Origin of the sequence: Pseudomonas sp. TH31, assembly GCF_016650815.1 — a bacterium.
GTDB lineage: Bacteria > Pseudomonadota > Gammaproteobacteria > Pseudomonadales > Pseudomonadaceae > Aquipseudomonas.
The window spans coordinates 140,760-164,260 of record NZ_JAEKEZ010000023.1; the positions used below are offsets into that span (position 1 = coordinate 140,760).

A 23,501-nucleotide genomic window follows, 5' to 3' on the forward strand; every position below is an offset into this window, starting at 1 on the left:
CGAATTACTTACGCAGTTCGACGCGACGGTTTTGAGCCCAGGACTGCTCGTCGTTGCCGGTAGCAACTGGACGCTCTTCGCCGTAGGAAACCAGTTCCAGCTGAGCTGGGGAAACACCTTGCAGTACCAGGTAGCGCTGAACGGCTTTCGCACGACGCTCGCCCAGTGCCATGTTGTACTCACGAGTACCACGTTCGTCGGTGTTGCCTTCCAGAACAACGCGAGCGCCGTTTGCTTTCAGGTCTTTAGCGTGAACATCCAGAGCGCGCATGGCTTCTGGCTTCAGGTCCGAGCTATCGTATTCGAAGTAGAAAGTGGTGATTGCGCGCAGAGCAGCTTCTTCGCTCAGGGAGCCGTCAACTGCACCAGTGTTAGCGCCGTAACCAGCGTTTGGATCAACAGCGCCTTCACCGGCATTGTCGCCGCCTTTGGACGAGCAACCTACAGCTACAGCCATGGCCAGAGCCAGCGCAGCAAATTTACCAAACTTCAGCATTTCCATCGTGAAACTCCTAATGAACCCCAGTGTGTTAAGTAAAGCGTGTAGCGCCGCGTCAGTTCAGGTAAGGGGACCAGGAAGGTTCTCTGACTTCGCCTTGTGCGGTAGGAAGCGGGAGCCTTACGCGTCCATTAATGGACACGAGCATCAAGACTCCCCGGCCCTGCTGGCGGGTGGCGTAGATTACCATGGTGCCGTTGGGCGCAACAGTAGGCGACTCGTCCAGAGTGCTATCAGTGAGGATTTTTACGCTTCCGCGCTGCAAATCCTGGGCCGCCACCTTGAAATTAGTGAAGCCATCCTGGCGGTGAATCATCACCAGGGTCTTTTCATCAGCCGAAAGCTTGGGGTTGGCGTTGTAGTTACCAATGAAGGTCACACGTTCCGCACCGCCACCACCGACGCTGGTTTTGTAGATTTGCGGCTTGCCGCCACGGTCGGAGGTGAAGTAGATGGTCGAACCATCCTTACCCCAGAACGGTTCGGTGTTGATGCCGGGACCGTTGGTTACACGCGAGATCTGACGCGAACCCAGGTTCATCACGTAGATGTCCGGGTTACCGTCTTTCGACAATACGAATGCCAGGCGATTGCCATCTGGTGACCAGGCTGGCGCGCCATTGAGGCCTTCGAAGTTGGTGATCTGCTCACGGCGACCGGTGTCGATGTTCTGCATGAAGATACGCGGACGCTTCTGCTCGAACGAGACATAAGCGATGCGCTTGCCATCCGGTGCGAAACGCGGCGACAGGATTGGCTCGCGCGATTGCAGCAGGGTCACGGCGCGGGCACCGTCATAGTCCGAACGTTGCAGTGTGTAGCGCGTGTTCTTCTCGGAGAAACGCTCGGCTGTCACGTACAGCAGGCGTGTCGAGAACGCACCTTTGATACCGGTGAGTTTTTCGAACGACTGGTCAGCGATGTAGTGCGCCATGTCGCGCAGTTGATCGACGCTGCCCGACACGCTGCCGGTCAGCACTTGCTGCTCGGTGGCGACGTTGAACAATGCGTACTGAACCTGCAGGCGACCGCCCGCCGGAACAATGCTGCCGACCATGATGTACTGGGCGCTGATCGCCTTCCAGTCACGGAAAATGATTTCGCTGGCCTGGCTCGGCTGGCTGATCATCTGCTGCTTTGGAATCGGCGAGTAATAGCCCGAGTTGCGCAGGTCATTACCAATGATTTCAGCCATGTCGTCCGGCAGGACAGTGCCGCCCTGGAAGCCGAACGGCACTACCGCAATCGGGGTAGCCCGATCACTGCCGCTGGTAACCAGAATGTTTTTTTCGTCTGCTACCGCCATCCCTGCCAGGCAGCAGATAACGACAAGCATTCCTCGAAGAAGGTTTCTCACAAGGCTAGATCCTCAGGTGTGAATGTCATCTTGAATGAACGATACGGAGCAAAATCGCTCGGCTTCATTCCCTGCATTTCTGTCAAACGTCCAATATTCTTCACCGCCGCCACAGCCGACGAGTCGTACGGACCATCGCCACTGGACTTGGAAACGCTGACCGAAGTCACCGTACCGTCCGGCAACATGCCGATTTGCAACACGACCGTCATGCCTTTGCGTGCCGAAGGTGGACGAGCCCAGCCTTCCGCTGCACGAGCACGAATCAAATCATCGAAACTGCCGGCGACTTCGTCACCCTGCTCATCGGCCAACGCCTGCTGACGCTGCGGCGTGTCGGAAAGCAAATCCGCCAAGGCCTGGGCCTTTTTATCTTCGGTAGATTTACGTGCTGCATCCTGCGATTTCTTCTTCGCAGCATCGGCAGCAGCTTTCTTCTTCGCTTCGTCGGCGACTTTCTTCTTCGCCTCTTCAGCTTCAGATTTCTTCTTGGCGTCGTCCGCGGCTTTCTTCTTCGCGTCTTCGACGATCTTTTTCTTCGCTTCTTCAGCGGCCGCTTTCTTGGCCTCTTCTTCAGCAGCCTTCTTGGCTTCTTCTTCAGATTTCTTCTTGGCTATATCAGCCAATTGTTTCTCTTCGACCTTCTTGGCTTCGGCGGTCTTCTTCGCTTCGTCGGCTTTTTTGGCTTCATCAGCCTTTTTCGCTTCCTCAGACTTTTTCGACTCGTCGGCTTTCTTGGCTTCCTCGGCTTTTTGAGCCGCTTCTTCTTTCTTTTGTTCCGCAGCCTTTACCGCTTCCTGCTCGACCTTCTTCTGTTCCATCTGTTCGACTTCGGTCTGACGCGCAGCAGATTTCTGCGCTTCACCCGCAATCTTCTGATTGGTCTGGGTGGTCGCCCGACTTTTCGATTTCAGCTGGTACAGGGTCGCCTGGACAATCGGCTTGGCCGGCGGCAACTCAGGCGTCATGGCGAAACTGACGAACAGCATGCCGAAAACCAGCACGTGCAAGCCAATCGCCCAGACACTAGGCCAGAAGTAGCTTTCCGAGGCTGTTGGCTCTCGTTGTTGCTGCATCAGGGCGCCTCGGTAATCAAGCCAACATTACCGACTCCGGCCTTCTGCAACCCGCCCATGGCGCCCATGACCGAACCGTAGTCGACGGTCTTGTCGCCACGAATGAAGACTTGGGTGCGCTTGCCGTTGCCGTTGCCGGCGCTGATGATTTTGCTCACGGCGCTGGTCATTTGCGGCAAGGTCATGGCCTTGTCCTGCTGCTTTTCGGTATCGACTTCGCTGCCAAGGTTCCAGTAGTAGGTCTTGTCAGCCTTGATCGAAATGGTCAGGACCTGGGTGTTGTTGTCCTGCGGCAAGGCTTCGCTGGAAACCTTGGGCAGATCAACTTTCACGCCCTGATTGAGCATCGGCGCGGTCACCATGAAGATGACCAGCAGTACCAGCATCACGTCGATGTAAGGCACTACGTTCATCTCGGCAACCGGCTTGCGCTTTTTGCGAGCTCGAGCGATTAAAGCCATTGGAAATTACCTGCTTATTCTTCGCTGGTGTGCACTTTGCGGTGCAGGATCGCCTGGAATTCATCGGCGAAGGTGTAGTAGCGGCTCAGCAGGGTTTCGCTGCGAGCAGCAAAACGGTTGTAAGCAATTACCGCCGGGATAGCTGCGAACAGGCCGATGGCAGTGGCCACCAGTGCTTCGGCGATACCCGGGGCCACGGTGGCCAGGGTCGCTTGCTGGGCAGTTGCCAGGCCACGGAAGGAGTTCATGATGCCCCAGACCGTACCGAACAGACCGATGTACGGGCTGACCGAACCGACGGTGGCAAGGAACGGCAGGCTCTGCTCGAGCTTTTCTTCTTCGCGGGAAATGGCCACGCGCATGGCACGGGCCACGCCTTCCATGACCGCTTCCGGGTCAACACCTGGCTGCTGGCGCAGACGGGAGAATTCCTTGAAACCGGCACGGAAGATCTGCTCGACGCCCGAATCCGGATCAGGGTTGCTGCCGGCCTGACGGTAGAGCTTGGACAAATCGATACCCGACCAGAAGCGCTCTTCAAAGCTCTCCAGGGCACGTCGACCAGCGCGTATCAGATTGCTGCGCTGAAAGATCATGATCCATGAGGTCACCGATGCGGCTACCAGAATCAGCATTACCAACTGCACCACGACGCTGGCATTGCTGACCAGGCTCCACATGGAGGAATGGTCGACGACGTTAGCTTCCACGCTTTATCTCCTGCTTTGAGTGTGTACCCGCGCCGCTCTCGCCGGCAAAGGCCGCACGTAGAGCTTCGGGAATGGCCCGGGGTTTCAAACTGTTAGTGCGCACACAGGCCACCAAAAACTGCCCTTCGCAGAGCAGCACATTATCCGTAGCCCGCCTGACCTGCTGTTTAAAGCGCAGGCTGACACGGTTCAATTCGATTACTTCAGCGCTTACCAGCAATTCGTCGTCCAGTCGCGCCGGCGCGTGGTAACGCGCTTCGCTGGAATGCACGACGAACAACAGGTCCTCCCCTGCCAGCGCCGATTGGGCAAAGCCCAGATCCCGGAGCCGCTCGGTTCGAGCCCGTTCCATAAACTTGAGGTAATTAACGTAATACACGATGCCGCCCGCATCGGTGTCCTCGTAATAAACGCGACAACGATGTGCGAACGGCTCAAGCCCGTTTTGCGCGCGCATACTCTAGTGCTTACTCCTCAGGTTGCCAATCCGGCGAGGCAACTGTTTTTCATTGTTGCGGGCCTTTCGAGTGAAAGATTCGTCATCTGAGCTCCTAGGACCACACAAACCTTCAATCGATCAGCGCGCAAACGTTAATTAATCGTCTACTGCATCGAGAAACTCATCTACCACGGGCATCTCGCCCAATCGTGACGGAATGTTTAAACCGAAATGCAGATACGCGTGCCGGGTCACTACCCGCCCACGGGGTGTACGCATGATGTAGCCCTGCTGGATCAGATACGGCTCCAGCACGTCTTCAATGGTGTGGCGCTCTTCGCTGATGGCCGCCGCCAGGCTGTCGACCCCGACCGGACCACCGTCGAATTTCTCGATCATCGTCAGCAGCAGTCGCCGGTCCTGGTGATCGAAGCCACGTTCATCGACATCCAGCAGGTTCAGTGCCAGGTCGGCAATCGGCTTGGTGATGTGGCCCTTGGCCCGAACTTCGGCGAAATCGCGTACCCGACGCAGCAAACGGTTGGCGATTCGCGGGGTACCACGGGCGCGGCGAGCGATTTCGAAGGCGCCCTCCGGGTCCAGTGGCAAGCCAAGGATGTTCGCCGAACGGCTGACAATCGTCGCCAGGTCCGCGGTGCTGTAGAACTCCAGACGCTGAACGATCCCGAAGCGGTCACGCAATGGGTTGGTCAGCATGCCGGCACGGGTAGTTGCGCCGACCAGGGTGAACGGCGGCAGATCAAGCTTGATCGAACGCGCGGCCGGCCCTTCACCGATCATGATGTCGAGCTGGAAATCTTCCATCGCCGGGTACAGCACTTCCTCGACGATCGGCGACAGCCGATGAATTTCATCGATGAACAGCACGTCGTGAGGTTCAAGATTGGTCAGCAGCGCGGCAAGGTCACCCGGGCGCTCAAGCACCGGGCCCGAGGTGCTTTTGATCGACACGCCCATTTCCTGGGCGATGATGTTGGCCAGGGTCGTTTTGCCCAGGCCCGGCGGGCCGAAGATCAACGTGTGATCCAGGGATTCGTTGCGACCACGGGCGGCCTGGATGAACAACTCCATTTGCTCGCGAACGGTCGGCTGGCCAATGTATTCGGCCAGGCTCAGGGGACGAATCGCGCGATCCTGGACTTCCTCGCGGTCACGAGGGCCAGGTGTGGCGGCGATCAGGCGATCAGCTTCAATCACTTAAATCATTCCCTTCAGGGCACGACGAATCATGTCTTCACTGCTCAAACCTTTCTCCTTGATCGCAGAAATCGCCTTGCTGGCTTCCTGCGGCTTGTAGCCCAGGGAAATCAGCGCGCTGACCGCGTCATTTTCGGCGGTGGCCACCGGGGCCGGCGCATCCGGCCCACCCGGTTGGTTTGGCACCAGGGCGAACATCGCCGGTACGGTTTCCCAAGCCTTGAAGCGATCCTTGAGTTCCACCAGCAAACGTTCGGCGGTCTTCTTGCCCACGCCCGGCACTTTGGTCAGCGCCGAGGTGTCCTGGGACTGCACGCAACGCACCAGTTCATCGACTTCCAGGCTCGACATCAACGCCAGGGCCAGTTTTGGCCCTACACCATTGAGACGGATCAACTCGCGAAAAAAGTCTCGCTCACGCTTGCCGTAGAAGCCATAGAGTAACTGCGCGTCCTCGCGTACGACCAAATGGGTGTGCAAGGTCAGCGGTTCACCGACCGACGGCAAGCGATACAGCGTGGTCATGGGCACTTCCAGCTCATAGCCCAGACCATTTACATCCAGAATCAGGTGCGGCGGCTGTTTCTCAGCCAGAGTGCCGCGCAAGCGTCCAATCACGTTTCAGATCCTTGAGCGTTGGCCAGCCCGAGGCCAGCGACTGACAGAGCAAGGGTTTACGCCGACAACACAGGCGCAAAAAACCTCATTCCATAAAAAATGATTGCTGATGCTATCAGAGACGCAGGCGCCCGCCACGACTGCGTGCCGTACCCAGGCCATGCGGCAGCAGGCTGGATCGGGTGTGTGCGTGACAAATCGCGATGGCCAGGGCATCCGAGGCGTCGATTTGCGGCTTGCTGGTCAACTTGAGCATGTGCATGACCATCATCTGGACCTGCTCTTTATTCGCCGCGCCGGTACCGGTCACGGCCTGCTTGACCTGGGTCGCGGTGTATTCAGCGATTTCCAGGCTCTCTTCGGCACCGGCAACGATGGCCGCACCGCGGGCCTGGCCCAGTTTCAGCGCTGAGTCGGCGTTGCGGGCCATAAAGACCTTTTCAATGCCCATGGTCACCGGGCCGTAGGTCTGGATAACTTCACGCACACCGCGATAGACGATTTGCAGGCGCTCGTGCAACTCGCCGGAGCCCGTGCGAATGCAGCCCGACGCCACGTAAACGCAGCCACGCCCGGTATCGCGTACCACGCCATAACCGGTGATGCGCGAACCGGGGTCGATACCAAGGATTAAAGTCATAACGCCTGCAAAAAGAGATCGCGGTTGGCTGAGGATAACGGTGTAGGAGCTGCCGTAGGCTGCGATCTTTTACCTTTTAAAATCAAAAGATCGCAGCCTTCGGCAGCTCCTACAGTGTAAAGCGGGTGAAGGCTGCGATTTTTTGCCTTTTAAAATCAAAAGATCGCAGCCTTCGGCAGCTCCTACAGTGTAGAGCGGGTGAAGGCTGCGATCTTTATCAATGCATCAACCGAGCTGCGCGGCAACCGACTCCGCAATGTCGGCGTTGGAGTAGACGTTCTGTACGTCGTCCAGGTCTTCGAGCATGTCGATCAGCTTGAGGACCTTCTCGGCGCCTTCCAGGTCCAGTTCGGCACTGGTGGTTGGCAGCATGACGATTTCCGCGTCATCACCTTTGAAACCGGCCGCTTCCAGCGCGTTACGCACAGAATAGAAGCCAGCAAACGAGGTGAACACGTCGATCGAGCCATCGTCGTGGGTGACCACGTCATCGGCGTCGGCTTCCATGGCCGCTTCCATCAGTGCATCTTCATCGACGCCCGGCGCGAAGGAAATCTGCCCCTTGCGTTCGAACAGATAGGCCACCGAACCGTCAGTCCCCAGGTTGCCGCCACACTTGCTGAAGGCATGGCGAACGGCGGCTGCCGTGCGGTTACGGTTGTCGGTCATGCACTCGACCATCACCGCCACGCCACCGGGCCGTAGCCTTCGTAGCTGAGTTCGACCATGTCATCGGTGTCGGCTGCACCGGTACCGCGGGCGACCGCACGATCAATGATGTCGCGACTCATGTTGGCGCCGAGGGCTTTATCCAGCGCCAGACGCAGACGTGGGTTCGAGCCTGGATCACCGCCGCCCTGACGGGCCGCAACGGTCAGTTCACGAATCCACTTGGTGAAAATCTTGCCCTTCTTGGCATCCTGACGTTCTTTGCGGTGCTTGATGTTCGCCCACTTGGAATGACCCGCCATATCTCGCTCCGAATTCTCTTTGGAACATTGCCCGCCGCGCGTCTTCGCGCCGCCAGCAACAAAAAAATCTCGACCTGTAAAAAAGGCGCATCCCATAAGGATGCGCCTTCAGGGTCAGCCTTACTCAGCCTTTGGCGTTTCGCGCAGACGAATGTGCAGTTCGCGCAATGCCTTGGCATCTACAACACCCGGAGCCTGAGTCATTACATCGGCAGCACTCTGGGTTTTCGGGAAGGCAATGACTTCACGGATCGACTGGGCGCCGGTCATCAGCATCACCAGGCGGTCCAGACCGAAAGCCAGGCCACCGTGGGGCGGCGCGCCGTATTTCAGGGCATCGAGCAGGAAGCCGAATTTCTCTTCCTGTTCCGCTTCATCGATACCCAACAGACGGAACACCGTCTGCTGCATTTCCTTGCGGTGGATACGGATCGAACCGCCACCCAGCTCGGTACCGTTCAGGACCATGTCGTAGGCACGGGACAGAGCGGTCGCCGGGTTGGCTTCCAGTTCTTCCGGAGTGCACTTCGGCGCGGTGAACGGATGGTGCAAGGCACTGAAGCTGCCGTCGTCGTTTTCTTCGAACATCGGGAAGTCGACGACCCACATCGGCGCCCACTTGCAGGTCAGCAGGTCCAGATCGTTGCCGACCTTGATCCGCAGTGCACCCAGGGCTTCGCTAACGATCTTCGACTTGTCGGCGCCGAAGAACACGATGTCGCCATCGACCGCGCCAACACGATCAAGGATCACGTTGAGGTTGGCTTCAGGGATGTTCTTGACGATTGGCGACTGCAGGCCTTCAACACCCTTGGCGCGCTCGTTGACCTTGATGTACGCCAGGCCCTTGGCACCGTAGATGCCGACGAACTTGGTGTAGTCGTCGATCTGCTTGCGCGGCATGCTCGCCCCGCCTGGAACGCGCAAGGCGGCAATGCGGCATTTCGGGTCGTTGGCCGGGCCGCTGAACACCTTGAAGTCGACTTCTTTCAGTTGGTCGGCAACGTCCACCAGTTCCAGCGGGTTACGCAGGTCCGGCTTGTCGGAACCGTAACGACGCATGGCTTCTTCGAAGGTCATGTGCGGGAAGTCGCCGAATTCCAGATCCAGTACTTCCTTGAACAGGTTGCGGATCATTTGCTCGGTGATGCCCATGATCTCTTTTTCATCGAGGAAGCTGGTCTCGATGTCGATCTGGGTGAATTCCGGCTGGCGGTCAGCCCGCAGGTCTTCGTCACGGAAGCACTTGGCGATCTGGTAGTAGCGGTCGAAGCCGGCGACCATCAGCAGCTGCTTGAACAACTGTGGCGATTGCGGCAAGGCGAAGAACGAACCGGCGTGGGTGCGGCTCGGCACCAGGTAGTCGCGCGCGCCTTCCGGGGTGGCACGGGTCAGGATCGGCGTCTCTACGTCGAGGAAGCCGTTTTCATCCAGGAAGCGACGGATGCTGGTGGTCATGCGCGAACGCAGACGCAACTTTTCAAGCATTTCCGGGCGACGCAGGTCGAGGAAGCGATAGCGCAGGCGGGTTTCTTCGCCAACGTCGGAGAACTCGTTGAGCGGGAACGGCGGGGTTTCCGATTCGTTCAACACTTCCAGTTCGTAGCCCAGCACTTCGATCATGCCCGACGCCATGTTGGCGTTGGTGGCACCGGCCGGACGCAGGCGCACCTTGCCGGTGACCTTGACCACATATTCGCTGCGCACGCGGTCGGCGGCGGCGAAGGTTTCGGCGCGGTCCGGATCGAACACCACCTGGGCCAGACCATCACGATCACGGATATCGAGGAAAATCACCCCACCGTGGTCACGGCGACGGTGTACCCAACCGCAAAGAGTAATTTCCTGGCCTTCCAGGGCTTCGTTCAGCTGGCCGCAATAATGGCTGCGCATCATGGTAGTGGTTTCACTTCTCGTAATCGAAATTCGTTTGGAGACCTGGCGAACATCCGGCCCCTATTAAAGGTGCTGATGATGCAAGAGCTCACTCGTGTCGTTCAACTCAGGTTCCAGACCTTAGTCAGCTTTGTCGCCGCCGGCCAGATTCTTCTTGGAACCGGTCTTGAAGTCGGTTTCGTACCAGCCGGTGCCACTGAGGCGGAAACCCGGCATGGACAGCATCTTCTTGAGCTCTGGTGCCTGGCACGCAGGGCAGTCGACCAGCGGTGCTGCGCTGATCTTTTGAATGGCTTCCAACTGATGACCACAGGAAGCACATTGATAGTCGTACATCGGCATGGGGTTGTCTCGGCGATCAGATTGCTACCGCATACGCAGGGTTTTGCGGCAAAGAGCGGGATTATATCCATTAAATGCAGCCTGTGCAGCCGTAGACTGCACAGACCGACACACCGCCCACTCTGGCCACCACACAGGTGAGCCAGGCAAGGGGCGCGCACTACTTCAGGCTGTGTACAACGCAGACCACAGGTACCAGCTCGGTGAAATTCTTCACTCGCCGTGACGCAGATGAACCTCGCGGTCCACGTGGGACAACGGGGCACTGATCGAGCAGCCATTGAGCGTGGCCATTTCACTCACGATATCCCGATAGACCTGCTCCAGCCGCAGACAGGCCGCAAAACCGTTTCAAACGCACCGACCGAAAAAAGGTGCGCGCACAACGCCTCCCCCGGCGCCATCCGCGCACCGGCGTTGTTACTGATCCAGCAAGGAGCGCAGCATCCACGCGGTTTTCTCATGGACCTGCATACGCTGGGTCAGCAAGTCCGCCGTTGGCTCGTCACTGACTTTGTCCAGCAACGGGAAGATCCCCGCGCGGTGCGGGTTACCGCTTCCTGGCCGTCGACCAGTTGCTTGATCATGTTTTCGGCAGTGGGCACGCCCTCCTCTTCTTTGATGGAAGACAGACGCGCATAAACCGAATAGGCACCGGGTGCGGGAAAACCCAACGCACGGATTCGCTCGGCAATTGAATCGACCGCCAGGGCCAGTTCGGTGTATTGCTCTTCGAACATCAAGTGCAGGGTCCGAAACATGGGCCCTGTGACGTTCCAGTGGAAGTTGTGGGTTTTCAAATACAGCACATAGGTGTCCGACAGCAGGCGCGACAGCCCGTCGACGATGGACTTGCGATCCGCCTCGCTGATACCGATATCAATTGCCATGTTTACCCCCTAAAGGTGATGAAATTCATCCAACAAGTGCAGGACCACTGTAGCAAGGCTATGGACACACCGCTGCTTTGCAGGGCCGACAGGCCTGCGACAAATCGACTATGGGGGGGGCACCGCCGGACTCCCTGATTTGAGTAGCCGCAGCCTTTGCTGTTAAATAGGCAGTGTGTCGCCATGTCCCTATTTTTCGGGGTGTCGCGCATAGGCTGGTACCGGGTGCGTGTCCACCGCCTCTTATTGTTCTGAAGCGAACCGCGCTCAATCAGCTCCTCCTTGTGATCCGTCTTAACGTGAGTCAATCAAAATGTTGAAAATCGTCCACCTGCTAATGGGCGCAGCGGCCTTGCTGCTGTCCTTCATCCCTAGCCTGCGATCCGAAGCCGTACCTTACCTGCAACAACCCGATGCGCTGTACCTGGCCTTTTTCGGCCTGCTCAACCTGACCCTCGCTCCGGTTATTCCTTACTGGAACAAAGGTCCTCGTCATCAACTGCAAAACCTGGTCAGCTCCCTGCTGGTCCTGGCTGTCGTATTGCAAACCCTGACGTTGATCGCACCGATGCCGGTTATCGCCGGTCAACCTGCGGTGCTGTTCAGTCTGGTCATTACCCTGGTCGCCGTGCTCCTGCACCTGGCCATCAGCTTCTACAAATCGTCACCGTCCGCCGCCTCGCCAAGCTATGACATGAGCAACCGCGATACCGGCACCGTCAAGTGGTTCAACACCTCCAAAGGCTTCGGCTTTATTTCCCGCGACTCCGGCGATGATATTTTCGTGCACTTCCGGGCCATTCGTGGCGAAGGTCACCGCGTCCTGGTCGAAGGCCAGCGCGTGGAGTTCTCCGTGATGAATCGCGACAAAGGCCTGCAGGCCGAAGATGTGATTGCCGCATTGCCCCGTCGCTGATTCCAGGCGATAAAAAAACCGCGAGCAGCCTGGCTGTTCGCGGTTTTTTATTGCGTCGGCTTTTAGCCGGAGACTCAATGCCTTTGAGTCAGTAGTGCGGCGGTGGCGCCTCTTCCTCGGAAGATTCGAACTGGCCGACCATTTCTTCCTGGCGCCTCAGCAGCGCAGCCATTTGCAGTTGCAGGCGCTCGACCACTCGCTGTTGCGTGACCAGGATATCGTTCAATGACTGAATGGTGTCGTCCTGGAACGCCAGTTGGCTTTCCAGATCGTTGACGCGCTCTTCCAGGCCCATGTCTCAGCCCTCCAGAAACGTGAATTTGTCGGTCAAGACCAGGCGCAGCCGTTCGCGAATCACCGCGACCTGTTCGTCACTGTAGGGCTTGGCCGGGTGCTTGCCCCAGACCGGGGCTGGCCAGGCGGCATCCTCACGCTTGCGCACAATCACATGCATATGCAGTTGACTGACAACGTTACCCAGGGCGGCAACGTTCAGCTTGTCGGCGTCGAACGAGTCCTTGAGCATCTCCGCCAGGGCGGTGGTTTCCTGCCACAACTGCTGTTGATCTGCGACATCTAACTGAAATAACTCGCTGATATCCTCCCGTCGTGGCACCAGGATGAACCAGGGGTAGTTCGAATCGTTGGACAAGAGCAACCGGCAGAGGGGGAAGTCCCCGATCGGTAACGTGTCTTGTTGAAGTCGTGGATCTAAAGCGAACACTGTGCGCACTCCCGCCGGTTTCATCATTTTCAGCTTAGCGCCCCTCATCCGAGGCTGCGCGCCAAGCGACAGGACGGCAGCATACCTGCGAATGCCCCGGGCTTCACGACGAACCGTACTCATGGCCAGAGCGGCCTATTCAGCAACGCGGGACAAGCGCCCCGACATGAGACATTTTTTACTGGAGCGCACCATTACAGAACCGATAACCACAAAAAAAACGCTGGAATGACCCACTGATATCCGTACGTTTTCATGCCCTGAACGTGCGCACTGTGTGAATTCGGTACAGCGATTAAAATTTTTTGCACCAAAACCGCACAGCGCGTCTACGCTGAGTGCGTCGGGTTGCGCCAATTACTCACTTTTGGTGTGAACCGGTAACGTTTTTTGTGGTCGCCCGAGGAGCGCGATGTGGCAACACCATGCAAACCATGGCGTCAAGTGCAAACAAAACGCACTTGAAACCCCCGATTTTATGAGGTTTTTACAGCAGCAAGCAGGCCCACAGAAAAAAACAGCTGCGGATTTCCGGTTTGAGCACGCTTGTTGCATTCACACCCATATCGCCTATAAGCGCCCCGCTGGAAGTGGGAACCTTAAGGCAAATAAAAACAGTGGCAGGGTTGCCCGATGGAGATTCAAACGTTTCACCAGGGACTCTTTTTACCGATGCTCAAACCCAGAAAAACAACGCTAAAGTTGTCAATCCGGTTGCGTCGGGGCAGTGAATTTGCGACATCTACCGAGCCGTTTGCGACAGGGTCGTAAAGAAGCTGAAAGGTTAGATACGCAAGTATCGCCAACATTGTCGGCGTGATATAAGTTTGCGCCGACACAAAAAGAAAGAGCCGCCCAGATAATAAAACAGGTGGGACGGCAGTACTCTTCTAAAACCAAAGGAGCAAATCACGATGCGCGTGATGAAGTGGAGCATGATCGCACTGGCAGTTGCAGCAGCCGCCAGTACTCAATTGGCTACGGCCGCACCTTTCGTAAGTGACCAGGCTGAAGCCAAAGGTTTTGTAGATGGCAGCAAGTTAGACCTGCTGGTTCGTAACTACTACTTTAACCGTGACAACAAAAACGGCGCGAACGACCAGAAAGACTGGACCCAGGGCATTTTGGGCAACTTCAGCTCTGGCTACACCCAAGGGACTGTTGGCGTCGGCATTGATGCGTTCGGTTACCTGGCAATCAAACTGGACGGTGGCGACGGCACTGGCGGCACCGGCAACATGAGCCGCGACGCCGATGGCCACGTTAACAACAGCCAAGGCAAAGCCGGCGCTGCTGTTAAATTCCGCATTTCCAAAACCGAGCTGAAAATCGGTGACATGCAGCCAAGCACTGCTCCAGTGTTCGCTGTTGGTGGTTCCCGTATCCTTCCTCAAACTGCCAGCGGTTTCCAACTGCAAAGCAGTGAAGTCAAAGACCTTGACCTCGAAGGCGGCCACTTCACCTCGTCCACCAGCCAGGACCGCAACGCCCGTGACGGCGGCCTGTATGCGACCTACGCCGGTGTAGAAGCCAGCTCCATCGACTACGTCGGCGGCAAGTACGGCATCACCGACAACCTGACCGCATCGTTGTATGGCGCAAAACTGGAAGACATCTGGAACCAGTACTACGCCAACATGAACTACACCATCCCGCTGGGTGGCGATCAGTCGGTTAACCTGGACGGTAACATCTACCGCACCACCGACACCGGTAGCGCAAAAGCAGGCGAAATCAGCAACACCGCCTTCTCCCTGGCCGCGGCTTACTCGTTCTTGAAAGCACACACCCTGACCGTCGCTTTCCAGAAGGTTAACGGTGACACGCCGTTCGACTATATCGGTGTAGGTACGAACAACCGTGGTGGCGACTCGATTTTCCTCGCCAACTCCATCCAGTATTCCGACTTTAACGGCGCAGGCGAGAAATCGGCTCAAATCCGTTACGACCTGAAAATGGCCGAGTACGGCGTTCCTGGTCTGAGCTTCATGACCCGTTACGTTAAAGGTTGGGACATCGACGGTACCAAAACTCCAGCAGGTTCTGCTTACGCTGGCCTGTACGGCGAAGATGGCAAACACCACGAAACCAACCTGGAAGCCAAGTACGTAGTACAGACTGGCCCAGCTAAAGACCTGTCGTTCCGTATTCGTCAAGCATGGCACCGTGCCAACGCCGACGAGAAAGAAGGCGACATCAACGAGTTCCGCCTGATCGTTGACTACCCACTGTCGATCTTGTAATCGCAGTTGGTTAGTTAGTAAGCATAAAAAAGGCCCATCTTCGGATGGGCCTTTTTTTTAACTGTTGCACAGCACTTTAATGGTTAGCTTGCTACTCAATATCGCCTGACTCGTCAGTCAGGCATTAATTGAACTCAACCTCAATTCACCGATGCTTCCTGAACCACGCGAATAACCCGCTGTGGTAATGGAATATTAATACCGGCGGTCTTCAAACGATCGCGGGATTGTTCGTTGAACAGGAACATCACATCCCAGTAGTCCGCGGTCTTGACCCAAACACGCAGCGAAACAGTAATCGAACTGTCGCCGAGGGTCGAAATAACAGCCTGCGGTGCAGGCTCGGTCATGATTCGCTCGTCTTTAGCCAGTTCCAGCAACACTTCACGGGCTTTCTGCAGGTCCGCTTCGTAGTCCACGCCGACATCGAACACGACTTTACGAGTCGGCTGACGGTTGGTATTGGTGATAATGCCGTTGGACAGTACACCGTTAGGCACGATGACTGTCTTGTTGTCGCCCGTACGCAGGATCGTATGAAAGATCTGAATGCTGTCGACAGTACCTGCCGTGCCTTGAGCCTCGATCCAGTCACCAATGCGGAATGGACGGAACAACAGAATCAATACCCCGCCAGCGAAGTTCGCCAGGCTGCCCTGCAAAGCCAGACCGATGGCCAGGCCGGCCGCACCGATAGCTGCCACGAACGAAGTGGTTTCAACTCCGATCATCGAGGCGACGCTGACAATCAGCAGCACCTTGAGAATGATGTTGGCCAGGCTGCTGATAAAGCCCTGCAACGCCAGGTCAGCGTTACGCAGTGCGAGCAACCCGCCGAGCTTTTGCGCGACCTTATTGATCAACCACCAGCCGATGGCCAGGGTAATCACTGCCAGCAACACGCGGCTGCCGTATTCCATGATCATCGGAATCCAGGCTTGAGACGCCTTGACCAGATTGTCCACTTCAGTATTCAAGTCCATCTACTTTCTCCTGATTTCCGGCCATCCGGCACGCGAAAAATAAGCGGCAGAAAAGGCCCGCCGGGTTAAGCACAATCAAGGTGGGAGCGGGCTTGCTCCGGGCGGCGTTCCGACGAACGCGGTGTGTCATTCAACAGTGATGTTGGCTGATACGGCCCCTTCGCGAGCAAGCCCGCTCCCACAGGTTCCCGCGGTGAGAGCTTAGTCGCGGAAGTTGTTGAACTGCAGCGGCATGTCGAACGTCTTCGCGCGCAGGGCCGCGATGGCTTCCTGCAAATCGTCACGCTTCTTGCCGGTGATACGCACCTGCTCGCCCTGAATGGCGGCCTGGACCTTGAGCTTGGCGTCCTTGACGTGAGCGACGATTTTCTTCGCCAGCTCTTTGTCGATGCCTTCCTTGAGAACGGCTTCCTGTTTCATCAGCTTGCCCGATGCGTAGGCGTCCTTGACTTCAAGGCACTGCACATCGATTTTGCGCTTGACCAGAGCCAGCTTGAGGATCTCGATCATCGCTTCGAGCTGGAAATCGGCTTCAGCGGTCAGGTTGACAGCCAGGTCCTTTTCCTTGAACTCGAAGGTGCCCTTGCCTTTCAGGTCATAACGACGATCGAGTTCCTTGACGGCGTTCTCGACCGCGTTGGTGACTTCGTGTTTGTCCAGTTCGGATACCACGTCGAACGACGGCATGTAGTTTCTCCAATAAAAAGGCACGCTCGATAGCGATGGAGCGTGCTTGGCTTGCGGTTAAAATCGGGCTCATTATAACGGGTCTTTCCCCACCGATACTGCGAGCCTCACATGCCTGCCTCAAACCGAGCAAAAAGCTGATGTCCACCACCTGGCATATTCTGGGCGCCGGCAGCCTCGGCACGTTGTGGGCCACACGCCTGGCACGGGCCGGGGTTGCAGTCCGGCTGATCGTGCGAGATGAGCAACGCTTGCAGGCCTATCAAGCGGCCGGCGGTCTGACGCTGGTGGAACACGGTGTAGCAAAAACCTATGACATACCCGGCGAAACGCCCGACGGCGATGAGCCGATCAGTCGACTGCTGGTGGCCTGCAAAGCCTACGACGCCGAAAAAGCCGTGGCCCGACTGGCGCCGCGCCTGGCCCCTGGCGCCGAGCTGATTCTGTTACAGAACGGCCTCGGCAGCCAGGATGCCGTTGCCGCACGCGTGCCTCAGGCTCGCTGCATCAGCGCGTCGAGCACCGAAGGTGCGTTTCGTGATGGCGACTGGCGCGTGGTGTTCGCCGGTCATGGTTACACCTGGCTGGGGGACGCCGGTCATCCGGTTGCGCCGATCTGGCTGGATGATTTGAGCGCCGCCGGGATTCCCCACGAGTGGAGCACCGAGATCCTGACCCGCCTGTGGCGAAAACTTGCGCTCAACTGTGCGATCAACCCACTGACCGTGCTGCACGACTGTCGCAACGGCGGTTTACAGCAGCACCAGTGCGAAGTCGCCACCCTCTGCGCCGAGCTGACCGACTTGCTGGAGCGTTGCGGCCAACCGGCTGCCGCCGAACACCTGCAACAGGAAGTCGAGCGGGTGATCCAGGCCACCGCCGCCAATTACTCCTCGATGTATCAGGATGTGGCCCATCAGCGCCGGACCGAAATCAGCTACCTATTGGGTCATGTCTGCAAAGTCGCGGCCCGACACCAACTGAACCTGCCGCATCTCCATCAGCTTGAATCAAGGTTGGTCACCCATCTGCACAGCCTTGGATTGCCCAGCGACTGAGCAGCGGCTACGCTGGCCACTTGTTCCTTTGCAGCGATGAACCTGATGCCACTGCGCCAGCGCCTCGAAAACCTTCCCGTCGGCCAGAAACTGCTGGCCGCCCTGCTGGTGCTGTTGATCACCGTCCTGCTGGTCGCCAACCTGACCTTTATCAGCGCCGCGTATTACATTTCCCAGGAAAGCATGGCGCCCCAGGCCTTGCAGACCATCGGTCGACTGGTGTCCAACCCGAGCCTGGTGTCCGAGGCATTGAAGTCGCCACAAAGCGCCGATCGCCTGCTCAACGAACTCAACAGCTATTCACCGTTGCGTGCTGCGGCGCTCTATGACGGCAACGGCGAACGCCTGGCGCAATTGCAGCACGGCGACAAGCTCAGGCTGCCCGAGCGCTACAAGCACATCGAAGCCTGGCAAGCCACAGAGTTTCGCAGCAATCAAATCATCACCCTGCCCCGCCCCGGCACCGATCCAGGCCACCTGCTCCTGGTGGCCAGCAGCGAACTACCGATGGCGTTCTACACCGGGACCCTGACTGCGAGCCTGGGAATCCTGATCTTCAGCGTGCTGCTGTGGCTGGTGATCGCCCGGCAGATCAAACGCCTGATTACCCGACCGATTCATGAACTCGAAGAGCTGTCCCGGCAGGTCACCCGCGAAGAAAACTACGCCCTGCGCGCCTCCCGGGGCAACCACGATGAAATCGGCAGCCTCGCCGAGGCGTTCAATACCATGCTCTCGCGCATTGAAGCCCGGGAGCAGCAGCTCAAACGCGCCCGGGACGATTCCCAGGCCGCTTACGATCAGGCCCAGGGCCTGGCGGAAGAAACCCGCCATACCAACCGCAAGCTGGAACTGGAAGTCCAGGTCCGGAGCAAGATAGAGAAGAAGCTCACCGGTTTCCAGAACTACCTCAACAGCATCATCGACTCCATGCCATCGGCGTTGATCGCCCTCGACGAGCAGCTCTACGTAACCCAGTGGAATCAGGAAGCCAGCGCCTTGTCCGGCACGCGCCTGGATGAAGCACTGAACCAGCCGATCTTCCTGGCGTTCGAACCGCTCAAGCCGTTTCTGCCGCAACTCAAGCAAACCGTCGAGCAGCACACCGTGGCCAAGATCGAGCGGGTGACCTGGTTCAAGGACGACGAACCCAAGCACTACGCCCTGACCTTCTACCCGCTGATGGGGGGTGCCGGGCGCGGCGTGGTGATCCGGATCGATGACATCACCCAGCGTTTGTCCCTGGAAGAAATGATGGTGCAGTCGGAAAAAATGCTCTCGGTCGGTGGCCTCGCGGCCGGTATGGCCCACGAAATCAACAACCCGCTGGGCGCGATCCTGCACAACGTGCAGAACATCCGTCGACGCCTGTCTCCCGAACTGCCGAAAAACCTCGAAACCGCCGAACAACTGGGGATCGAACTGGACGTGGTCAATCGCTACCTGCAAGGCCGGGAAGTGCCGCAGTTGCTCGATGGCATCCAGCAGGCCGGCGCACGGGCGGCAAAGATTGTCACGCACATGCTCAGCTTCAGCCGTCGCAGCACCCGGCAAATGGCGCCGTGCGACCTGCCGGCATTGATCGATCAAGCGGTGGACATCGCCGGCAATGACTTTGACCTGGCCATCGGCTTCGACTTCAAGGGCCAGGCGATCATTCGCCAGTTCGACCCGGCGCTGGGCCCGGTGCCCGGCACCGCCAACGAACTGGAACAGGTGCTGCTCAACTTGCTGAAAAACGCTGCCCAGGCCATTCATCAACGCGAAGACGACCGCGAACCGGGGCGGATAATCCTGCGCACCAAGCTCAATCCGCCCTGGGCGGAAATCCAGGTCGAGGACAACGGCGTCGGCATGAGCGAGAACGTGCGCAAACGCACCTTCGAACCGTTCTTCACCACCAAGGAAATCGGCCAGGGCACCGGCCTTGGGCTGTCGGTGTCGTATTTCATCATCACCAACAACCACAAGGGTCAGATGGAAGTGCAGTCGACCCTGGGCCAAGGCACCTGCTTTACCTTGCGCCTGCCGTTGGCGGGCACCCCGCTCGTCTCTCAAGAACTCAATCAGCTACCGAGGTAACCATGGGCTTTCGCTTGTCGAAGATTTACACCCGCACCGGCGACAAAGGCGAAACCGGCCTGGGCGATGGCCGACGCGTGGCCAAGGATCACCCGCGGATCGAAGCGATTGGCGAAGTCGATACGCTGAACAGTCAGGTTGGCGTGTTGCTGGCCGGGTTGGCCACTGAAAGCGTCACGTATCCGGGTTTGAACGAAGTGATCGAGGTGCTGGCGCCCTGTCAGCATCGGCTGTTCGACCTTGGCGGTGAACTGGCGATGCCGGTGTATCAGGCACTGAACGCAGCGGAAATCGAGCGGCTGGAAGCGGCCATTGATGTCTGGAATGAAGAGTTGGGTCCGCTGGAGAATTTCATTCTGCCGGGCGGTTCGGTGCTGATTGCCCAGGCCCACGTCTGCCGCAGCCTGGCTCGCAGTGCGGAACGGCGCTGTCAGCATTTGAATGCCGTGGAACCGCTGGCCGGGGTTGGCCTGGCGTATATCAATCGATTGTCGGATTTGCTGTTCGTGGCGGCAAGGTTGATTGCCAAGCGCCAGGGGATTGCCGAGATATTGTGGCAGCCGGCGGCCAAACCTCAGGTTTAGTCGGCGCCTTTGACGACGCCATCGCGGGCAAGCCTTGCGCCTACGGTTTTGTCTCGTTCACAAAATCCGCGAACAACATCGAACCTGTAGGAGCAAGGCTTGCCCGCGATAGCGCCGGTCGCATCACCGCAAAATCAAGCCTCCGGCCAAAACGCCCGAATCCCCGCCACACCCTGCGCTCCCGCATCCCAGGCCTTCTGACGCTCCGTCGGGCCAACACCACCCAACAGGAACACCGGTTTGCTGAAGCCTTCAATCAGGGTTTTCGCCTGTTCCCAGCCCAACGGCTGAGCATCCGGGTGCGTCTGGGTCGGCTGCACCGGCGACAAGGTCACAAAGTCGACGCCCATCTGCTCGGCCAATGCCAGTTCTTCAGCGTTATGGCAGGACGCCGCCAACCAGCGCGACGCCGGCAGCGGCCGGCCGGCCGCCGCGTACTTACGCAACTGTGCGGCGGTGATGTGCCAACCGGCGGACGGGAAGTCTCCCAGCCACTCGAACGGCCCTTTGATCATCAACTGCGCCTTGCCTGCACACAGCCCCGCCGCATCCACTGCCAGATCGCGGTATTTAGGGTCGTAGCCGTTGGGCGCCCGCAACACAATCAACTTGATGCCACCGGCAATGGCTTTCTGGATACCGCGTAGCAGCGCCGGGGTTTCGAGGTCGTCCGGGGTAATCAGGTACTCCGCCGGCAGCCGCGCGGCCGCAACGATCGGCTGGTTGGCCGCCGGGAACTCGTAGTTCAGCAGATCACGGGGCGCAACCCACTCCAACGGCTGGCCTTCGGCGCCGTGAGGCTCGCCGGTAAACACCGAGACTTCCCAGACATCCAGCAACACCTGCTTGTCCGGGTAATCGTGTTGAACCTTGATCAGCGGTCGCGCAGCACCGACGATAATCCCCAACTCTTCCTGGAGCTCACGGGCCAGGGCCGTTTCGACGGACTCGTCGGCCTCGACCTTGCCACCGGGAAACTCCCACAAACCGCCCTGATGCTGGGTATCGGCACGGCGGGCGATGAGGATCTTGCCGGCGCTGTCACGGATAACAGCGGCGGCGACGTGTACTCGTTTCACTGCGTTACCTCCTCCAGAGCGTCCTTGTGCCAAGCCTTGAAGGCTGGCCATTGGTAAATCGTTTCGACGTAGGCTTCATCCACGGCGGGCAGCTTCACCCGATAAGTGCGCAGACGCACGGCAATCGGTGCGAAGAATGCATCGGCCAGCGTCGCACCGCCGAACAGGAACGGACCGGTTTCGGTGGCAACCGCGCGGCATTCAGCCCACAACGCCAGCATCCGCTCGATGTCTGCCTGAGCATCCGCCGGGGTCGAGGCCAGCGCTTCATTGCGGCTCAGGTCAAACGACATGTTGCTGCGCAAACCAAAGAAACCGCTGTGCATCTGCGCGCAAGCCGAACGCGCCTGGGCGCGGGCGGCGGTGTCTTGGGGCCAGAGACCGGCGTCGGGAAACTGCTCGGCCAGATACTCGGCAATCGCCAGCGAATCGGCGATGACGCCGTGTTCGGTTTTCAGCAGCGGGACTTTGCCGGTCGGCGAATGCTTGAGCAGGCGTTCACGGGTATCCGGCTGGCCGAGTTTGATCAGTTCTTCGGTGTAAGGAGCACCGGCCAGATCGAGGGCCAGTGCACCGCGCAGGGACCAGGAGGAAAGCAGTTTGTCGCCGATGATCAGGTGCAGGCTCATGTTTTGGCGCCTTTTGATGAAGGTAGCAGCCAGAATCTCTAGCGTCTGGTGGTCCGCCTTCGCGAGCAAGCCCGCTCCCACAGGAGATTTGTGAACGCCACAGATCAACTGTGGGAGCGGGCTTGCTCGCGAATGAGGCGACTCGGTCTTACGTACGGTACTCCGCGTTGATCTTCACGTATTCGTGGGACAGGTCGGTGGTCCAGATGGTTTCGCTGCAATCGCCGCGACCCAACTCGATACGGATGGTGATTTCTTCCTGCTGCATCACCGCCGAGCCCTGGGCTTCGGTGTAGGTCGATGCGCGAGCGCCATGGCTGGCGATGCACACATCCCCCAGGAACACGTCGATCTTGCTCACGTCCAGGTTCGGCACGCCGGCACGGCCGACAGCGGCCAGGATGCGGCCCCAGTTCGGGTCGGAGGCAAACAGCGCGGTCTTGATCAGCGGCGAGTGGGCCACGGTGTAACCGACGTCCAGGCACTCCTGGTGATTGCCGCCGCCGTTGACTTCAACGGTCACGAACTTGGTGGCGCCTTCGCCGTCACGCACGATGGCCTGGGCCACATCCATGCAGACTTCGAACACGGCTTGCTTGAGCTTGGCGAACAGTTCGCCGGTGGCGCTGGTAATTTCCGACAACGCGGCCTGACCGGTGGCGATCAGCATGCAGCAGTCGTTGGTCGAGGTGTCGCCGTCGATGGTGATGCGGTTGAACGACTTGTTGGCGCCGTCCAGCAGCAGGTTTTGCAGCACCTCGCGAGAGACTTTGGCGTCGGTCGCGATGTAACCGAGCATGGTCGCCATGTTCGGACGAATCATGCCCGCGCCTTTGCTGATGCCGGTGACGGTGATGGTCACGCCGTCATGCTGGAACTGGCGGCTGGCACCTTTGGGCAGGGTGTCGGTGGTCATGATGCCGGTGGCGGCAGCTTCCCAGTTATTCACCGACAGGTCGTCGAGGGCAGCTTGCAACGCGCCTTCGATTTTCTCGACCGGCAGTGGCTCGCCGATCACACCGGTGGAGTACGGCAGCACCAGGCTTGCATCGACGCCGGTCAGTTCAGCCAGTTTGGCGCAGGTGCGCTCGGCAGCCGCCAGGCCGGGTTCGCCGGTGCCGGCGTTGGCATTGCCGGTGTTGGTCAGCAGGTAACGCACCGGGCCTTGCACACGCTGCTTGGCCAGGATCACGGGAGCTGCGCAAAACGCGTTCAGGGTGAACACGCCCGCGACCGTGGAACCTTCAGCACAGCGCATGACCACGACATCCTTGCGCCCCGGGCGCTTGATGCCGGCCGAAGCGATACCGAGTTCAAAACCGGCAACCGGGTGCAACGTTGGCAAAGGACCAAGACCAACAGCCATGAATGCGCTCCTTTAAAAATGATGTCAGCACCG

General features: G+C 58.5%; 23 protein-coding genes and 3 pseudogenes. 5 read left to right on the forward strand and 21 right to left on the reverse strand.

Annotated elements, in window-relative coordinates; genetic code table 11:
- Positions 1–4: 4 nt before the first annotated feature.
- From pal to JFV26_RS16860, 14 genes and pseudogenes are all read right to left on the reverse strand, one after another.
- Complete coding sequence (gene pal / locus JFV26_RS16795) at positions 5–502, reverse strand: peptidoglycan-associated lipoprotein Pal (protein ID WP_003178634.1); 498 nt, start codon at positions 500–502, stop codon at positions 5–7.
- 52 nt (positions 503–554) lie between these two features.
- Positions 555–1,805: a Tol-Pal system beta propeller repeat protein TolB gene (tolB, locus tag JFV26_RS16800; protein ID WP_054044985.1), complete on the reverse strand. Its 1,251-nt coding sequence runs from the start codon at positions 1,803–1,805 to the stop codon at positions 555–557.
- Between the two features lie 47 nt (positions 1,806–1,852).
- Positions 1,853–2,932, reverse strand: a complete 1,080-nt coding sequence (gene tolA / locus JFV26_RS16805) for a cell envelope integrity protein TolA (protein WP_201194066.1) — start codon at positions 2,930–2,932, stop codon at positions 1,853–1,855.
- Positions 2,932–3,384 (reverse strand): protein TolR, encoded by a 453-nt coding sequence (tolR, locus tag JFV26_RS16810; RefSeq protein ID WP_201194246.1) that lies wholly within the window; start codon positions 3,382–3,384, stop codon positions 2,932–2,934. The genes tolA and tolR overlap by 1 nt, the downstream gene beginning before the upstream one ends.
- 23 nt (positions 3,385–3,407) lie before the next feature.
- A complete protein-coding gene (gene tolQ, locus JFV26_RS16815; RefSeq protein ID WP_201194068.1) occupies positions 3,408–4,103 on the reverse strand; it encodes a protein TolQ in 696 nt (231 codons plus the stop codon).
- Positions 4,093–4,560, reverse strand: coding sequence for a tol-pal system-associated acyl-CoA thioesterase (gene ybgC, locus JFV26_RS16820; RefSeq protein WP_201194070.1), 468 nt, complete (start codon positions 4,558–4,560; stop codon positions 4,093–4,095). The genes tolQ and ybgC overlap by 11 nt, the downstream gene beginning before the upstream one ends.
- Before the next feature lie 138 nt (positions 4,561–4,698).
- Entirely contained in the window at positions 4,699–5,760 is a 1,062-nt protein-coding gene (ruvB, locus tag JFV26_RS16825) for a Holliday junction branch migration DNA helicase RuvB (protein ID WP_201194072.1), read from the reverse strand.
- The gene (gene ruvA / locus JFV26_RS16830) at positions 5,761–6,378 is read right to left on the reverse strand and encodes a Holliday junction branch migration protein RuvA (protein WP_090187430.1); all 618 of its coding nucleotides are present in this window, start codon (positions 6,376–6,378) and stop codon (positions 5,761–5,763) included.
- Between the two features lie 115 nt (positions 6,379–6,493).
- The gene (gene ruvC / locus JFV26_RS16835; RefSeq protein ID WP_008147379.1) at positions 6,494–7,018 is read right to left on the reverse strand and encodes a crossover junction endodeoxyribonuclease RuvC; all 525 of its coding nucleotides are present in this window, start codon (positions 7,016–7,018) and stop codon (positions 6,494–6,496) included.
- A gap of 225 nt (positions 7,019–7,243) precedes the next feature.
- A pseudogene (locus JFV26_RS16840) lies at positions 7,244–7,989 on the reverse strand (YebC/PmpR family DNA-binding transcriptional regulator).
- A gap of 120 nt (positions 7,990–8,109) precedes the next feature.
- Positions 8,110–9,885, reverse strand: a complete 1,776-nt coding sequence (gene aspS / locus JFV26_RS16845) for an aspartate--tRNA ligase (protein WP_201194074.1) — start codon at positions 9,883–9,885, stop codon at positions 8,110–8,112.
- Positions 9,886–10,005: 120 nt separating this feature from the next.
- The gene (locus JFV26_RS16850; protein ID WP_010457489.1) at positions 10,006–10,227 is read right to left on the reverse strand and encodes an FmdB family zinc ribbon protein; all 222 of its coding nucleotides are present in this window, start codon (positions 10,225–10,227) and stop codon (positions 10,006–10,008) included.
- A gap of 160 nt (positions 10,228–10,387) precedes the next feature.
- Positions 10,388–10,639: pseudogene (locus JFV26_RS16855) on the reverse strand (ribbon-helix-helix domain-containing protein).
- Between the two features lie 8 nt (positions 10,640–10,647).
- A pseudogene (locus JFV26_RS16860) lies at positions 10,648–11,117 on the reverse strand (Dps family protein).
- A 313-nt stretch (positions 11,118–11,430) separates the two neighbouring features.
- Between JFV26_RS16860 and JFV26_RS34185 the strand changes: the two are divergent.
- Positions 11,431–12,033, forward strand: a complete 603-nt coding sequence (locus JFV26_RS34185; RefSeq protein WP_201194076.1) for a cold-shock protein — start codon at positions 11,431–11,433, stop codon at positions 12,031–12,033.
- Between the two features lie 88 nt (positions 12,034–12,121).
- Here JFV26_RS34185 and JFV26_RS16870 read toward each other — a convergent pair whose 3' ends face one another.
- A complete protein-coding gene (locus tag JFV26_RS16870) occupies positions 12,122–12,328 on the reverse strand; it encodes a SlyX family protein (RefSeq protein WP_201194077.1) in 207 nt (68 codons plus the stop codon).
- A gap of 3 nt (positions 12,329–12,331) precedes the next feature.
- Entirely contained in the window at positions 12,332–12,757 is a 426-nt protein-coding gene (locus tag JFV26_RS16875) for an HIT family protein (protein ID WP_201194079.1), read from the reverse strand.
- A gap of 914 nt (positions 12,758–13,671) precedes the next feature.
- Here JFV26_RS16875 and JFV26_RS16880 point away from each other — a divergent pair.
- Positions 13,672–15,000: an OprD family porin gene (locus tag JFV26_RS16880; protein WP_201194081.1), complete on the forward strand. Its 1,329-nt coding sequence runs from the start codon at positions 13,672–13,674 to the stop codon at positions 14,998–15,000.
- A 140-nt stretch (positions 15,001–15,140) separates the two neighbouring features.
- Here the strand turns inward: JFV26_RS16880 and JFV26_RS16885 are convergent, their stop codons facing one another.
- Positions 15,141–15,983, reverse strand: coding sequence for a mechanosensitive ion channel family protein (locus tag JFV26_RS16885; protein WP_201194083.1), 843 nt, complete (start codon positions 15,981–15,983; stop codon positions 15,141–15,143).
- Positions 15,984–16,184: 201 nt separating this feature from the next.
- Positions 16,185–16,670, reverse strand: coding sequence for a YajQ family cyclic di-GMP-binding protein (locus JFV26_RS16890; RefSeq protein ID WP_201194085.1), 486 nt, complete (start codon positions 16,668–16,670; stop codon positions 16,185–16,187).
- 140 nt (positions 16,671–16,810) lie between these two features.
- Between JFV26_RS16890 and JFV26_RS16895 the strand changes: the two genes are divergently transcribed.
- The 3 genes from JFV26_RS16895 to JFV26_RS16905 are packed head-to-tail and all read left to right on the forward strand — an operon-like array spanning position 16,811 to position 20,394.
- A complete protein-coding gene (locus JFV26_RS16895) occupies positions 16,811–17,728 on the forward strand; it encodes a putative 2-dehydropantoate 2-reductase (protein WP_201194087.1) in 918 nt (305 codons plus the stop codon).
- 45 nt (positions 17,729–17,773) lie between these two features.
- Positions 17,774–19,810, forward strand: a complete 2,037-nt coding sequence (locus JFV26_RS16900; protein WP_201194089.1) for a sensor histidine kinase — start codon at positions 17,774–17,776, stop codon at positions 19,808–19,810.
- A 2-nt stretch (positions 19,811–19,812) separates the two neighbouring features.
- Entirely contained in the window at positions 19,813–20,394 is a 582-nt protein-coding gene (locus tag JFV26_RS16905; protein WP_201194091.1) for a cob(I)yrinic acid a,c-diamide adenosyltransferase, read from the forward strand.
- A gap of 134 nt (positions 20,395–20,528) precedes the next feature.
- On the opposite strand, the gene JFV26_RS16910 is transcribed toward JFV26_RS16905, so the two are convergent.
- The 3 genes from JFV26_RS16910 to argJ form a co-directional block, all read right to left on the reverse strand.
- Positions 20,529–21,473, reverse strand: a complete 945-nt coding sequence (locus JFV26_RS16910) for a Nudix family hydrolase (protein WP_201194093.1) — start codon at positions 21,471–21,473, stop codon at positions 20,529–20,531.
- On the reverse strand, positions 21,470–22,102 hold the full coding sequence (locus JFV26_RS16915; RefSeq protein WP_201194095.1) for a glutathione S-transferase family protein: 633 nt from the start codon (positions 22,100–22,102) through the stop codon (positions 21,470–21,472). The genes JFV26_RS16910 and JFV26_RS16915 overlap by 4 nt, the downstream gene beginning before the upstream one ends.
- Positions 22,103–22,250: 148 nt before the next feature.
- Positions 22,251–23,468 (reverse strand): bifunctional glutamate N-acetyltransferase/amino-acid acetyltransferase ArgJ, encoded by a 1,218-nt coding sequence (gene argJ / locus JFV26_RS16920; protein WP_201194097.1) that lies wholly within the window; start codon positions 23,466–23,468, stop codon positions 22,251–22,253.
- Between the last annotated feature and the right edge of the window lie 33 nt (positions 23,469–23,501).

What these genes read in the sequence shown, in the direction of transcription:
- pal (WP_003178634.1), bottom strand. Translation starts at nt 502, where the DNA reads ATGGAAATGCTGAAGTTTGGTAAATTTGCTGCGCTGGCTCTGGCCATG.
- argJ (WP_201194097.1), bottom strand. Translation starts at nt 23,468, where the DNA reads ATGGCTGTTGGTCTTGGTCCTTTGCCAACGTTGCACCCGGTTGCCGGT.
- JFV26_RS16885 (WP_201194083.1), bottom strand. Translation starts at nt 15,983, where the DNA reads ATGGACTTGAATACTGAAGTGGACAATCTGGTCAAGGCGTCTCAAGCC.
- JFV26_RS16915 (WP_201194095.1), bottom strand. Translation starts at nt 22,102, where the DNA reads ATGAGCCTGCACCTGATCATCGGCGACAAACTGCTTTCCTCCTGGTCC.
- JFV26_RS16890 (WP_201194085.1), bottom strand. Translation starts at nt 16,670, where the DNA reads ATGCCGTCGTTCGACGTGGTATCCGAACTGGACAAACACGAAGTCACC.
- JFV26_RS34185 (WP_201194076.1), top strand. Translation starts at nt 11,431, where the DNA reads ATGTTGAAAATCGTCCACCTGCTAATGGGCGCAGCGGCCTTGCTGCTG.
- JFV26_RS16895 (WP_201194087.1), top strand. Translation starts at nt 16,811, where the DNA reads ATGTCCACCACCTGGCATATTCTGGGCGCCGGCAGCCTCGGCACGTTG.
- JFV26_RS16900 (WP_201194089.1), top strand. Translation starts at nt 17,774, where the DNA reads ATGCCACTGCGCCAGCGCCTCGAAAACCTTCCCGTCGGCCAGAAACTG.
- ybgC (WP_201194070.1), bottom strand. Translation starts at nt 4,560, where the DNA reads ATGCGCGCGCAAAACGGGCTTGAGCCGTTCGCACATCGTTGTCGCGTT.
- JFV26_RS16905 (WP_201194091.1), top strand. Translation starts at nt 19,813, where the DNA reads ATGGGCTTTCGCTTGTCGAAGATTTACACCCGCACCGGCGACAAAGGC.
- JFV26_RS16880 (WP_201194081.1), top strand. Translation starts at nt 13,672, where the DNA reads ATGCGCGTGATGAAGTGGAGCATGATCGCACTGGCAGTTGCAGCAGCC.
- JFV26_RS16870 (WP_201194077.1), bottom strand. Translation starts at nt 12,328, where the DNA reads ATGGGCCTGGAAGAGCGCGTCAACGATCTGGAAAGCCAACTGGCGTTC.
- JFV26_RS16850 (WP_010457489.1), bottom strand. Translation starts at nt 10,227, where the DNA reads ATGCCGATGTACGACTATCAATGTGCTTCCTGTGGTCATCAGTTGGAA.
- tolA (WP_201194066.1), bottom strand. Translation starts at nt 2,932, where the DNA reads ATGCAGCAACAACGAGAGCCAACAGCCTCGGAAAGCTACTTCTGGCCT.
- ruvC (WP_008147379.1), bottom strand. Translation starts at nt 7,018, where the DNA reads ATGACTTTAATCCTTGGTATCGACCCCGGTTCGCGCATCACCGGTTAT.
- aspS (WP_201194074.1), bottom strand. Translation starts at nt 9,885, where the DNA reads ATGATGCGCAGCCATTATTGCGGCCAGCTGAACGAAGCCCTGGAAGGC.
- tolB (WP_054044985.1), bottom strand. Translation starts at nt 1,805, where the DNA reads ATGGCGGTAGCAGACGAAAAAAACATTCTGGTTACCAGCGGCAGTGAT.